General features: G+C 64.4%; 13 protein-coding genes. 6 read left to right on the top strand and 7 right to left on the bottom strand.

The window, feature by feature from the left end; all coding sequences use genetic code 11:
• Positions 1 to 72: 72 nt before the first annotated feature.
• From DK261_RS31395 to DK261_RS31385, 3 genes are all read left to right on the top strand, one after another.
• Entirely contained in the window at positions 73 to 1146 is a 1074-nt protein-coding gene (locus DK261_RS31395) for a DUF748 domain-containing protein (RefSeq protein ID WP_016705273.1), read from the top strand.
• A gap of 143 nt (positions 1147 to 1289) precedes the next feature.
• On the top strand, positions 1290 to 2135 hold the full coding sequence (locus tag DK261_RS31390; protein ID WP_016705272.1) for a MoxR family ATPase: 846 nt from the start codon (positions 1290 to 1292) through the stop codon (positions 2133 to 2135).
• A gap of 12 nt (positions 2136 to 2147) precedes the next feature.
• Positions 2148 to 3326, top strand: a complete 1179-nt coding sequence (locus DK261_RS31385; RefSeq protein WP_007926886.1) for a VWA domain-containing protein — start codon at positions 2148 to 2150, stop codon at positions 3324 to 3326.
• A gap of 128 nt (positions 3327 to 3454) precedes the next feature.
• Here the strand turns inward: DK261_RS31385 and DK261_RS31380 are convergent, their stop codons facing one another.
• The 4 genes from DK261_RS31380 to DK261_RS31365 all read right to left on the bottom strand — a co-directional run bounded on the left by DK261_RS31380 (position 3455) and on the right by DK261_RS31365 (position 7175).
• Entirely contained in the window at positions 3455 to 4372 is a 918-nt protein-coding gene (locus DK261_RS31380; RefSeq protein WP_110177395.1) for a biotin-dependent carboxyltransferase family protein, read from the bottom strand.
• Positions 4369 to 5073, bottom strand: coding sequence for an allophanate hydrolase subunit 1 (locus tag DK261_RS31375; protein ID WP_110177393.1), 705 nt, complete (start codon positions 5071 to 5073; stop codon positions 4369 to 4371). Before DK261_RS31375 ends, DK261_RS31380 begins: the two co-directional genes overlap by 4 nt.
• The gene (locus DK261_RS31370; RefSeq protein ID WP_009047579.1) at positions 5070 to 5819 is read right to left on the bottom strand and encodes a 5-oxoprolinase subunit PxpA; all 750 of its coding nucleotides are present in this window, start codon (positions 5817 to 5819) and stop codon (positions 5070 to 5072) included. The genes DK261_RS31375 and DK261_RS31370 overlap by 4 nt, the downstream gene beginning before the upstream one ends.
• 69 nt (positions 5820 to 5888) lie before the next feature.
• Entirely contained in the window at positions 5889 to 7175 is a 1287-nt protein-coding gene (locus tag DK261_RS31365; RefSeq protein ID WP_103331392.1) for an MFS transporter, read from the bottom strand.
• A 140-nt stretch (positions 7176 to 7315) separates the two neighbouring features.
• Here DK261_RS31365 and DK261_RS31360 point away from each other — a divergent pair, with 140 nt between their 5' ends.
• Positions 7316 to 8230: a LysR family transcriptional regulator gene (locus DK261_RS31360; RefSeq protein WP_103331393.1), complete on the top strand. Its 915-nt coding sequence runs from the start codon at positions 7316 to 7318 to the stop codon at positions 8228 to 8230.
• 297 nt (positions 8231 to 8527) lie between these two features.
• On the opposite strand, the gene DK261_RS31355 is transcribed toward DK261_RS31360, so the two are convergent.
• Genes DK261_RS31355 through DK261_RS31345 form a run of 3 tightly spaced genes read right to left on the bottom strand, consistent with a single transcriptional unit; the run spans position 8528 to position 10378 of the window.
• Complete coding sequence (locus tag DK261_RS31355) at positions 8528 to 9070, bottom strand: DUF2937 family protein (RefSeq protein WP_053268434.1); 543 nt, start codon at positions 9068 to 9070, stop codon at positions 8528 to 8530.
• Positions 9071 to 9081: 11 nt separating this feature from the next.
• Positions 9082 to 9858 carry a class II glutamine amidotransferase gene (locus DK261_RS31350; protein WP_009047576.1) on the bottom strand — a complete coding sequence of 259 codons (777 nt, stop codon included), beginning with the start codon at positions 9856 to 9858 and terminating at the stop codon, positions 9082 to 9084.
• 25 nt (positions 9859 to 9883) lie between these two features.
• Positions 9884 to 10378, bottom strand: a complete 495-nt coding sequence (locus DK261_RS31345; protein ID WP_041989732.1) for a hypothetical protein — start codon at positions 10376 to 10378, stop codon at positions 9884 to 9886.
• Positions 10379 to 10479: 101 nt separating this feature from the next.
• On the opposite strand from DK261_RS31345, the gene DK261_RS31340 reads away from it, so the two are divergent.
• Together DK261_RS31340 and DK261_RS31335 are read left to right on the top strand one after the other, a co-directional pair.
• Positions 10480 to 12534, top strand: coding sequence for a S9 family peptidase (locus tag DK261_RS31340; protein WP_101281962.1), 2055 nt, complete (start codon positions 10480 to 10482; stop codon positions 12532 to 12534).
• A gap of 92 nt (positions 12535 to 12626) precedes the next feature.
• On the top strand, positions 12627 to 13091 hold a 465-nt coding region (locus tag DK261_RS31335), incomplete at its 3' end, for a cyclic nucleotide-binding domain-containing protein (RefSeq protein WP_110177531.1).

Raw genomic sequence — 13091 nt, 5'->3', positions numbered from 1 at the left:
TCCAGTCGGGACGAACGACTGCGATGCCGGGGAGTCAATCGCTATAAGGCACATGGCTGGAGACTCATGCTCATGAAACGTCGCTACAGTTGGCCACTGTGGACCCTCGCCGGGGTGCTGGTGCTGCTGGTTGCCCTGCACATCGCCCTGCCCTATCTGGTGCGTGACTACCTCAATGACCGGCTCGCCAACATGGGCGACTACCGCGGCCAGATCGCCGATGTCGACCTGGCCCTGTGGCGCGGTGCGTACCGAATCAACGGCCTGAAAATCGTCAAGGTCGACGGTAAGGTGCCGGTGCCGTTCGTCAATGCTCCGCTGGTCGATCTGTCGGTGAGCTGGCACTCCCTGTGGTACGACCATGCGGTGGTGGCCGAAGTGCAATTCGTCGGGCCACAGGTCAACTTCGTCGACGGCTCCAACAAAAAGAATTCGCAAACCGGCGAAGGCACCGACTGGCGGGCCCAGCTGAACAAGCTGCTGCCCATCACCCTCAACGAAGTACAAGTCAGCGACGGCAAGATCAGTTTCCGTAACTTCAACTCCAAACCGCCGGTGAACATGAGCGCCACCCAGGTCAACGCCAGCGCCTACAACCTGACCAACGTGGTCGACACCCAGGGCAAACGTGACGCCCGCCTCGAAGGCAAGGCCATGCTGCTGGACCATGCGCCCCTGGAAACCAACGCCACCTTCGACCCGCTGAGCGACTTCCAGGACTTCGCGTTCCGCCTGCGTGTGCAGGACATCGAACTCAAGCGCTTGAACGACTTCGCCGGCGCCTATGGCAAATTCGACTTCAACGCCGGCCACGGTGACCTGGTGATCGAAGCCGAGGCCAACAAGGGCCAGCTCACCGGCTATATAAAGCCGCTGTTGCGCGATGTCGATGTGTTCAACTGGCGGCAGGATGTCGAGAACAAGGACAAGGGGATATTCCGCTCGATCTGGGAAGCCCTGGTGGGGGGCAGCGAAACCGTGCTGAAAAACCAGGGGAAAAACCAGTTCGCCACCCGGGTTGAACTCAAAGGCAGCGTACATCAGCGTGATGTCAGCGCATTCCAGGCTTTTTTGCAGATTTTACGCAATGGTTTCATCGAGGCCTTCAATGCCCAGTATGAGCGCCCCAAGCCATCCACTGACTGAGTCACCATGTGACGCCCCATTCAGAGACTGAATAGGGCGTCTGCGTTCACAGTCGACCGGGCGCCGCGCTATAGTCGGCCATTCGTGTTTTATTCTTCCGACCTGCTCGATGCACGTCGGCGTTACCGTTCGAGGAATTGCAGATGAAGTTCGAAGGCACCAGCGCGTACGTCGCCACCGATGACCTGAAGCTGGCAGTCAATGCCGCCATCACCCTGGAGCGGCCGCTGCTGGTCAAGGGCGAACCGGGCACCGGCAAGACCATGCTCGCCGAGCAACTGGCCGAGTCCTTCGGTGCCAAGCTGATCACCTGGCACATCAAGTCCACCACCAAGGCTCACCAGGGCCTGTACGAGTACGACGCGGTGAGCCGCCTGCGCGATTCGCAGTTGGGCGTGGACAAGGTGCATGACATCCGCAACTACCTGAAGAAAGGCAAGCTGTGGGAGGCCTTCGAATCCGAGGAGCGGGTGATCCTGCTGATCGACGAAATCGACAAGGCCGACATCGAGTTCCCCAACGACCTGTTGCAGGAACTCGACAAGATGGAGTTCTACGTCTACGAAATCGACGAGACCATCAAGGCCAAGCAGCGCCCGATCATCATCATTACCTCCAACAACGAGAAAGAGCTGCCGGACGCCTTCCTGCGCCGCTGCTTCTTCCACTACATCGCCTTCCCCGACCGCACCACCCTGCAGAAAATCGTCGACGTGCACTACCCGGACATCAAGAAGGACCTGGTCAGCGAAGCGCTGGACGTGTTCTTCGACGTGCGCAAGGTGCCGGGCCTGAAGAAGAAGCCTTCGACCTCCGAGCTGGTGGACTGGCTCAAGCTGCTGATGGCCGACAACATCGGCGAAGCGGTGCTGCGCGAACGCGATCCGACCAAGGCCATCCCGCCACTGGCCGGCGCCCTGGTGAAGAACGAGCAGGACGTACAATTGCTGGAACGCCTGGCGTTCATGAGCCGTCGCGGCACCCGCTGAGAGGGCATTGTCATGCTGCTCAACCTGTTCAATGAAATGCGTGCCGCCAAGGTTCCGGTGTCGGTGCGCGAGCTGCTCGACCTGATCAACGCGCTCAAGCAGCGCGTGACCTTCGCCGACATGGACGAGTTCTATTACCTGTCCCGGGCGATCCTGGTGAAGGACGAGCGGCACTTCGACAAGTTCGACCGCGCGTTCGGCGCCTACTTCAACGGCCTGGAAAAACTCGACGACCACCTGCAGGCGCTGATCCCTGAGGATTGGCTGCGCAAGGAGTTCGAGCGCTCGCTGAGCGATGAGGAACGGGCGCAGATCCAGTCCCTCGGCGGCCTGGACAAGCTGATCGAAGAGTTCAAGAAACGCCTGGAAGAACAGAAGGAACGCCACGCCGGCGGCAACAAGTGGATCGGCACCGGCGGCACCAGCCCCTTCGGCTCCGGCGGCTTCAACCCGGAAGGCATCCGCGTCGGCGACGCCGGCAAGCGCCAGGGCAAGGCGGTCAAGGTCTGGGACCAGCGCGAATACAAGAACCTCGACGACTCGGTGGAACTGGGCACCCGCAACATCAAGGTGGCCCTGCGCCGTCTGCGCAAGTTCGCCCGCCAGGGCGCGGCGGACGAGCTGGACATCGATGGCACCATCGACCACACCGCCCGCGACGCCGGCCTGCTGAACATCCAGATGCGCCCGGAACGGCGCAACAGCATCAAGCTGCTGTTGCTGTTCGATATCGGTGGCTCGATGGATGCCCACGTGAAGATCTGCGAGGAGCTGTTCTCGGCCTGCAAGACCGAGTTCAAGCACCTGGAGTACTACTACTTCCACAACTTCATCTATGAGTCGGTGTGGAAGAACAACCTGCGCCGCGGCTCGGAACGCACCTCGACCCAGGACGTGCTGCACAAGTACGGCGCCGACTACAAAGTGATCTTCGTCGGCGACGCCGCCATGGCGCCTTACGAAATCACCCAGGCCGGCGGCAGCGTCGAGCACTGGAACGAAGAAGCCGGCTACGTGTGGATGCAGCGCTTCATGGAGAAGTACAAGAAGCTCATCTGGATCAACCCCTACCCGAAAGACACCTGGGGCTATACCGCCTCGACCAACATCGTGCGCGAGCTGATCGAAGACCAGATGTACCCGCTGACCTTGCGCGGCCTGGAAGAAGGGATGCGGTTTCTCTCCAAATAGGATCCCGTCCAACGCGATCCCTGTAGCCGCTGCCGCAGGCTGCGATCGGCTGCGAAGCAGACGCGCTCTTGAGTCCGCTTGAAGGCCCTTCGGGCCTTATCGCAGCCTGCGGCAGCGGCTACATCAGTTCAGACAAACTGCCGTAAAAACTCGATCTGCTGCCGATACGCCGTCTCCTGCACCACCGGCGTCAGGCGTACCTCGCTGCCCGGCAGGCATTGCGCCAGCCGCGCCAGCGCCAGGGGCGTCAAGGCTCCCAGCCGTGGATACCCGCCAATGGTCTGCCGGTCGTTGAGCAGGACAATCGGCTGGCCGTCCGGCGGCACCTGGATCGCCCCCAGGGGAATACCCTCGGAGATCATCGGCGCCCCTTGATAGCGCAGCTGCGGCCCCAGCAGGCGCATGCCCATGCGGTCGGCGCGGCTGTCCAGGGTCCAGGCGCTGTTGAAGGCATCGAACAGGCTCTGCCCGCTGAACTGGCCGATCTGCGCCCCGAGAATCACCTCCAGCGGCGCCTTCGATCGCAGGTCCGGCAGTTGCTTGCCCGACAGTTCCTTGAGGTTCACCCCTGCCCCGGAATACTCCAGCCGCGCGCCCTCGGCCAGCGGCCGGCCGAAACCGTCGAGCCCGCCCAGTTCCTCGCGGACCACGCTGGCGCAACTGCCCAGCACCTTGGGCGCATTGAAACCGCCGGGCGCCGCCAGATAGGCCCGCGCGCCCAGGTACGGCTGGGTGAAACGCAGCCGCTGGCCTTTTTGCAGGATAAAACTGCGCCCCGGGCTGAGCGGACGCTCATCGATACAGGCCCCCAGGTCGGCCCCCGCCAGCGCCAGCAGGCACAGCTCCTCGGCGACCATGCTGAAGCCGCCCAGGGTGATCTCGATCACCGGCGCATCCAAAACGTTGCCCAGCAGCCAGTTGGCCCAGGACATCGACACCCAGTCCAGCGCGCCACCCTGGGTCACGCCCAGGTGCCGCACGCCAAAGCGACCGGCGTCCTGCAACAGGCACAGCGGTGTGCTGGCTTCGATCGTCAGGCGGCTCATACCGGCACCTCCAGTGGCGTGTCGTCGCCACCCAGGTGAATGAATTCGGCGTGATCCACCGCGGCGAAACGCACGCTGTCGCCCGGTTGCATCAGGCTGTAGCCGTCGCGCTCGCGATCGAACAGGCGGCTCGGTGTGCGCCCGATCAGGTTCCAGCCACCCGGCGACACCACCGGATAAGCCGCGGTCTGCCGCTCGGCAATCCCCACGCTACCGGCCGCCACGCGCTTGCGCGGCGTATCCAGGCGCGGCGCGGCCAGCACTTCGTCCACCAGCCCCATAAAGGCGAAACCCGGCGCAAACCCCAGGGCGAACACCTGGTATTCACGCTCACTGTGGCAACGGATCACCTCGCTCACCGACAGGCCGCTGCGCCGCGACAACAGGCTCAGCTCGGGGCCAACGCTGAGGTCGTACCAGACCGGCAGCACATGGCGCTGGCCACCGGTGCGCGAGTCCGGAGTCAGGTCGGTCAGCGCCACATCGATCAGCTCCCGGGCCTGGGACGGGCTCAGGGCCCGCAGGTCGTAGTGCACCATCAGCGTGGTGTAGGACGGCACCAGGTCGATCAACTGCCCGCCGAAGGCTGCCCGCAGGCGCTCGCTGGCGGCGAGCATCCACGGCATGTTGGCCTCGGCGATGGCATCGAACAGGCGCACCATCAGGCAATCGATGGCCACCACTTCAAGGCGTATTTTCATGCTGGCAACTGCGCAAGGGCCGCGCGGATACGCTGCACCGCGGCCACCGAACTGGCGTTGTCGCCGTGCACGCACAGGGTATTGGCCTGCAGGTGCAGGGCGCTGCCGTCGCTGGCCAGCAGCGCGTCGCCACGGGCGATGGTCAGGGCCTGGGCAATGATCTTTTCCGGGTCGTGATGCACCGCCCCCGGCAGTTGCCGCGACACCAGATGGCCGGCGCTGTCGTAGGCGCGGTCGGCGAAGGCTTCGAACCACAGGGTCACGCCAAACTCGTCGCCCAGGGCCTGGGCCGCGCTGTTGTCACGGGTGGCCATCAGCATCAACGGCAGCTGCCGGTCGTAGGCGGCCACCGCCTGGATCACCGCGCGCAACTGCGCTGGGTTGGCCATCATGTCGTTGTACATGGCGCCATGGGGTTTGACGTAGCTCACCCGGCTGCCCTGGGCCCGGCAGATACCGTCGAGGGCGCCGATCTGGTAATGCAGCAGGTCCTGCAGTTCCTGGGCGCCGTAGGCCATGGAACGGCGGCCGAAACCGGCCAGGTCCTGGTACGCAGGGTGCGCGCCGATGCGCACGCCATTGGCCAGGGCCAGGCTGACGGTCTTGCGCATGATGCTCGGGTCGCCGGCATGGAAACCGCAGGCGATGTTGGCGCAATCGATGAACGGCATCACCTCGGCATCCAGGCCCATGGTCCAGTTGCCAAAGCTTTCGCCGATGTCGCAATTCAATAACAGGCGGCTCACGGTCAGTGCTCCTGTAGCGTTTGTCGTTTTGGCTGCGGGGATCGCGGTGGGATGCCCACAGATTATCAGTTAGCGCGCTTCGAGTTGCTTGCCACGGGTTTCCGGCAGGCTCAGGGCCGCCAGCACCACGATGCCGTAGGACACGGCGGCGAAAGTGCCGATGGCCGCGCCCAGTGGAATGTGCTGGCTGAGCAGGCCGATCAGCAGCGGGAACAAGGCTGCCAGCGCCCGGCCGCTGTTGTAGCAGAAGCCCTGGCCCGAACCGCGGATCCGCGTGGGGAACAGCTCGGTCAGGAAGGCGCCCATGCCGCTGAAGATCCCCGAGGCGAAGAAGCCCAGGGGGAAGCCCAGCCACAGCATCACTGCGTTGCTCACCGGCATTTGCGTGTACAGCAGGACGATGGTGAAGGAGCCGGCGGCGAACAGGATGAAGTTCTTCTTGCGCCCGAGAATATCGGTCAGATAGGCGCTGATCACATAGCCCACATAGGAGCCGAAGATCACCATGGCCAGGTAGCCGCCGGTGCTCAGCACGCTCAAGCCCCGCTCGGTCTTGAGGAAGGTCGGCAGCCAGAACGTGATGGCGTAGTAGCCGCCCTGGGCGCCGGCCGCGAGCAGCGATGCGCGCAGGGTGGTGCTGAGAATGCCGGGGGCGAAAATCTCGTAGAAACGCGAGGGGTTGTCAGGCACTTCCCGGGCCCGGGTTTGCCGGTAGACCTCCGGGTCCTTGACCAGGCGACGGACGAAGATCACGAAGATCGCCGGCAGGATGCCCAGCAGGAACAGGGCGCGCCAGGCTTCTTCCGGCGGCAGCAGGGAATACATCAGCGCATACAGCAGTGCCGTGATGCCCCAGCCCAAGGCCCAGCCGGACTGCACCATGCCCACCGCCTTGCCGCGGTTTTCCGCGCGGATCACTTCGCCGATCAGCACTGCGCCGGCGGTCCACTCACCGCCGAAACCGAAGCCCATCAGGGTCCGGGCGATCAACAACTGCTCGTAGTTCTGCGCCAGGCCACAGAGGAAGGTGAAGAAGGCGAACCAGAGCACGGTCAGTTGCAAGGTGCGCACCCGGCCGATGCGATCGGACAGGATGCCGGCGATCCAGCCGCCCAGGGCGGAGGCCAGCAAGGTGCTGGTGTGGATCAGGCCGGCCTCGGCGGAGCTGATGCCCCACAGCGCAATCAGGGTCGGGATGACGAAGCTGAGCATCTGGGTGTCCATGCCATCCAGGCCGTAACCGGCCTTGCAGCTCCAGAACGTGCGGCGTTCCTGCTGGTTGATGTCGCGGTACCAGTCGAAGGGGCCGGCGCGGCCTTTGGCCTTGCTGGCGGCGAGCGTGTCGGGCGCACTCATGGCAAATCTCCACCTTGGTTTTATTGGTATTGTTCTGGGCCCCGACGACGCTTATCGTGAGACGCAGCGATTTTTGGCGCCCGCGCCCTGCCCCGTCCAACTAATAAAAACCGCCTCCAGACATAAGAAAAGTTGATCGCATGAACCTCAAGTTCCTTGAAACCTTTGTCTGGGTCGCGCGCCTGAAAAGCTTTCGCCTGACCGCCGACAAACTCTTCACCACCCAGGCGTCGATCTCCAGCCGCATCGCCGTGCTCGAGGGCGAACTCGGGGTGAAGCTGTTCCTGCGCGACTCGCGCGGCGTGACCCTGACCCCGGAAGGCCTCAAGGTGCTCGACTATGCCGAGCAGATGATGGACACCATGCAGGCGCTCAAGCAGTCGATCGAGACCCGTTCGAGCAAGATCGGGCGGATTCGCATCGGCGTCATGGACACGGTGATCCACACCTGGCTCAGCCCCCTGGTGGCGCGGATGATGGACAGCTATCCCCAGGTGGAAATCGAGCTGGTGGCCGACACCTCGCTGAACCTCTGCGACCAGTTGCAGAAAGGCTTTCTCGACCTGGTCCTGCAAACCGACCTGCTGCGCCAGGAATCCATTCGCAGCCTGGAACTGGCCTGCCACCCGATGGGCTGGATAGTCGCCAGCCACTCGATCTACAACCGCGAGTACGCCAACCTGGCCGAGCTGGCCCGGGAACGCATCATCACCTACTCGAAGAACTCCCTGCCGCACCAGGAAGTGCTGAGCCTGATGCAGGCCAACGGCGTGAGCGCGCCACGGCTCAACTGCGTGAACTCGGTGTCGGCCATCACTCGCCTGTTGCGCGACGGTTTCGGCATCGGCGCCTTGCCGCCGGTACTGGTCAGCGAAGAGCTGGCGCGCGGCGAACTGACCCTGCTGACCATCGACCAGCGCCCGCCGAACCTGCAGGTGGTGGTGTCGTGGCGGGTGGGTGTCGAACTGGTGGAAGAGGTGGTGGTGCTGTGCCAGCAGGTGCTGGAGCAATATGCGCGCAAGGTGGGGCCGGACTATATCGTGCTGGCGGGCTGATCCACCGCGAAGGCCTTTGCAGCCGCTGCCGAAGGCTGCGAATGCGGGCGCAGCCTGCGTGAATCGGCTCGATGAGGGGTTGTGGGCCAGCCATCTTTGCGGTTGCTGCGCAACCGATCGCAGCCTGCGGCAGCGGCTACAGGGATCGCGGCGTCCGTGTAGCCGCTGCCGAGCCTGCGAGGCTGCGAACGGCAACGCAGTTGCCGCACAACCTGCATCCGCGATCTGCCTGGAAAAACGCGTCGGCTGGTTTACGACGGCTGCGCCGTCGATCGCAGCCTGCGGCAGCGGCTACGGTCACAACCCCTTCAGGTCACGCTCTTCGATCGGCCGGCTCTGGCGCAGGCGCTTGCCGCCGAGCACCACCCAGTCGATCAGGCGATACAGACACTCCAGGCCGAACGACAGCAGCAAGGCGCCACTCATGGCCCAGATCATCGCCTCCGGGGTCAGCAGGATCTGGTAGCTGTAGCCGTTCCAGGTTTCCTTGCGGATATCCGGGTCGGCGGCCAGCACCACTTGCAACAGGCGGATGTACCAGGGGCCCTGCATGGCCTGGAACTGCTTGTCCAGGGCGCGCTGGCGAACGAGCAGATTGCCCAGGCTGTCGGCATCGCTGCGGAACACCGGATCGTCGCTGGCCCGATAGTGGGCGACCAGCGCCTGCAGATCGCCCTTGAAGAACTGGTTGGCGGTGCCCTGGAACCCCTGAAGGCTGGCCTGGGCCTCGATCAGGTGAGCCTCGACACGCTTGGCGTAATCGCTGATGAACCCCGGCACCTGGACGCCGATCAACAGGCCGGCCGCAAACAACACCAGCCGCAGATAACTGAGCAACATAGGGGATGTCCTTATTCGGTCTGGCCGTGCAGCACGCATTCACCGCGCCGCCACAGGCTCCATTGGCCCGGCTCGTAGCGAGTCCAGGTTTCGTTTTCGGTCAGGGGTTCGGTGGCGATCACCGTCACCACGTCGTTGGGCGTGGTTTCCGCCTGGAAATCGACGATCACGTCGACGTCCTTCAGGCGGGCCGGGCCAAAGGGCGCACGGCGGGTGATCTGCGCCAGCTTGGTCGAGCAGTAGCAGAACAGCCAGTCGCCATCGCTGAGCAGGCAGTTGAACACGCCCTTGCTGCGATATTCGGCGCAGGCGGCCACCAGCGATGGCAGCAGCTCCTCGACTTCCACCGGCTCGGGAAAGGCTTCGCGCACCCGGTTGAGCAGATCGCAGAAGGCCGCTTCGCTGTCGGTATCGCCCACCGGACGATAGAAGCTGACGGCCGGCTGGAAATCCGCCAGCTGGCCGTTGTGGGCGAAACACCAGTTGCGCCCCCACAGCTCGCGCACGAACGGATGGGTATTGGACAGGCAGACCTTGCCGACGTTGGCCTGGCGAATGTGGCCGATCACCACTTCGCTCTTGATCGGGTAGCGCTGCACCAGGTTGGCCACTTCCGACTCGCTGCTCGCCGCCGGGTCCTGGAACAGGCGCAGGCCACGGCCCTCGTAGAACGCGATGCCCCAGCCGTCGCGATGCGGGCCGGTGCGCCCGCCACGCTGCATCAGCCCGGTAAAGCTGAACACGATATCGGTCGGTACATTGGCGCTCATGCCCAATAACTCACACATGCTCGGACTCTCGCTTCAATGCGTGTTACAGACGCGGCTCGATCCGCGAACGCTGGGGGTTGCTGGGCACTGGCGGGCGGCCATAACGATCGTCGCCGGCGCCGCCGAAAGGCTGGTCGTCCGGCTCTTCGGTGCGGGCCGCGGCCTTGGCGGCCTCGGCCTGTTCCTTGCGGGCCTTGGAGGCGCGCTCGATCGGCCAGCGGATCAGCACGAACACCAGGTAGATGCCGAAGGCGATGACGCCGTACATGAACAGGTCGGAAACCGCGCGCCAGGCGTTGTTGCCGACCTTGAACAGCATGTCCAGGGCGGTGATGGCCACGGCCGGGGCGAACATCTCCTTGGCCGGGTCGACCACGGTCGGGCTGAACAGCAGCACCGCCACCAGCACGCGCAGCGGCTCGCGCAGCCAGCGCCACATCCAGCGGGTCAGGCGCATCCACACCAGCAGGCAGCCCAAGGCGGCGAAGGCGTAAAGCCCCCAAGCGATCAGATAGTCGTTCTCGGTCATGGTGTCCATGGCAAGGCAGGCAAAGAGGCGCTTATGATAACGGCTTTTCGCATGTCAGGCTGCACCGCCGTCTGCCGCGCCCTTAATTGTCACCGCCCCGAGAGCCCTTCATGCCCGTATCCGCCCACGTCACCAGCGCCCCGATCGCCCGCAAGGCCGAAGGCCCGGACCCGTACGCCTGGCTCCAGGAGCGCGACACCGACGCCGTGCTCGATTACCTGAAGGCCGAAAACAGCTACCAGGAAGCCGCCCTCGCCGACCAGGCGGCGCTGCGCGAAACCCTGTTCCAGGAAATCAAGGGACGGATCCTCGAGACCGACCTCTCGCTGCCTTCGCCCTGGGGCCCGTACCTGTATTACACCCGCACCACCGCCGGCGACGAATACGCCCGGCACTACCGCTGCCCGCGCCCGGCCGACGACAGCCTGAGCGTCGACGAAAGCCAGGAACAACTGCTGCTGGATCCGAACGAGCTGGCCAAGGGTGGATTCTTCTCCCTCGGCGCCTTCAGCATCAGCCCCGACCACCAGCGCCTGGCCTACAGCCTCGATACCAGCGGCGAAGAGGTCTACACCCTGTTCGTCAAGGAACTGTCCAACGGCAAGGTCAGCGAGCTGGCGTTCACCGATTGCGACGGCAGCATGACCTGGGCCAACGACAGCCTGACCCTGTTCTTCGGCGAGCTGGACGACACCCACCGCCCGCACAAGCTGTTCCGCTATCGCCTGGACGGCACCGCCGCCGAAGAGGTGTTCCATGAGCCGGACGGGCGTTTCTTCCTCCATTGCTACCGCTCAAGCTCGGAGAAACAGCTGCTGCTGTCCCTGGGCAGCAAGACCACCAGCGAGGTCTGGGTACTCGACGCGGCGCAGCCGCAGCAGGCCTTCACCTGCCTGGCGCCGCGGGTCGAGCACCATGAGTACGACGTCGACCACGGCCTGCTCGACGGCCAGTGGACCTGGTTTATCCGCAGCAACCGCGACGGCATCAACTTCGCCCTCTACCAGGCGCCGGACCTGGGCACGGTGCCAGGCCAGGCCGACTGGCAGAACCTGATCCCCCACAGCGACAGCGTGATGCTCGAAGGCCTGAGCCTGAACGACTCGGCCATGACCCTGAGCCTGCGCGAAGGCGGCCTGCCGATCATCGAGGTGCACCCCGAGGGCCTGCCGGCCTATCGCGTGCAACTGCCGGATGCGGCCTACAGCCTGCATGTGCAGAACAGCCTGGAATTCGTCAGCCAACGCATCCGCCTGCGCTACGAAGCGCTGAACCGCCCGGCGCAGATCCGCCAGCTGGAACTGGCCGACGGCGGACAGAAAGTGCTCAAGGAAACCCCGGTGCTGGGCGTCTTCGACCCGGATGCCTATGTCAGCCAGCGCCTGTGGGCGACCGCCGCCGATGGCACCCAGGTGCCGATCAGCCTGGTGATCAAGCGCGAAGCCCTGGGCCGACCGGCGCCGCTGTACCTGTACGGCTACGGCGCCTACGGCGAAAGCCTCGACCCGTGGTTCTCCCATGCGCGCCTGAGCCTGCTGGAGCGCGGCGTGGCCTTCGCCATCGCCCACGTGCGTGGCGGCGGCGAACTGGGCGAAGCCTGGTACCGCGCCGGCAAGCAGGAACACAAGCAGAACACCTTCAGCGACTTCATCGCCTGCGCCGAACACCTGATCGCCCAGGGCCTGACCACTTCCGGGCAACTGGCCATCAGCGGCGGCAGCGCCGGCGGCCTGTTGATCGGCGCGGTGCTCAACCAGCGCCCGGAGCTGTTCAAGGCAGCGATCGCCGAGGTGCCGTTCGTCGATGTGCTCAACACCATGCTCGACCCCGAGCTGCCGCTGACCGTCACCGAGTACGACGAATGGGGCAACCCGGAGGAGCCGGAGGTCTATGCGCGGATCAAGGCCTACGCGCCCTACGAGAATGTCGAGGCCAAGGCCTATCCGGCGACCCTGGTGATCGCCGGCTACAACGACAGCCGTGTGCAGTACTGGGAAGCGGCCAAGTGGGTGGCCCGGCTGCGCGCCACCAAGACCGACGACAACCTGCTGCTGCTCAAGACCGAGCTGGGCGCCGGCCATGGCGGCATGAGCGGGCGTTACCAGGGATTGCGTGACGTAGCGCTCGAATATGCATTTGTTTTCAAGATTCTGGGCATCGCCTGAGGAACTCCAGCCGGCGCTCCTGTCTTAAACACAGGACCGCCGGCCCCCGGCCATACCGACCGCAACAGACACAAGAAAAAGACCGTGACGACATGCCAGAACCCACCTTGTTGAACAACGAAATCCGCGACTGGCTGATGGACTGCGGATTGTTCGATCAGCTCTTGCCGGCCGACTTCAATGCCGCCGCCGGTTACTTCAGCATCAGCAGCATCGCCCAGGGCCAGGAGATCTTCCGCGAAGGCGACGCCGGCAGCTTCATGTGCATCATCCATTCCGGCCAGGTGGCCGTGCAGAAGACCAACAGCGAAGGCGTGCGGGTGACCATCGCCACCCTGCGCAGCGGTCGGGCCTTTGGCGAGATGGCGGTGCTCGATGGCGAGCGGCGTTCGGCCACCTGCGTGGCCGCCAGCGATTGCCGGCTGCTCAACCTGGGCAAGGACTCGCTGGAGAAAATGCTCAACGAGGCGCCGAAGATCGCCGCCAAGATCATCCGCGCCCTCGCCGTGTCACTGTCCAAGCGCCTGCGTATGGCCGACGGGCAACTGCTGTCGCAA

It is taken from the genome of Pseudomonas sp. RW409, assembly GCF_003184125.1.
Classification (GTDB): domain Bacteria; phylum Pseudomonadota; class Gammaproteobacteria; order Pseudomonadales; family Pseudomonadaceae; genus Aquipseudomonas; species Aquipseudomonas chlororaphis_I.
The sequence above is the reverse complement of the archived record's forward strand: the minus strand, read 5'-3'. Positions and strand labels throughout refer to the sequence as shown.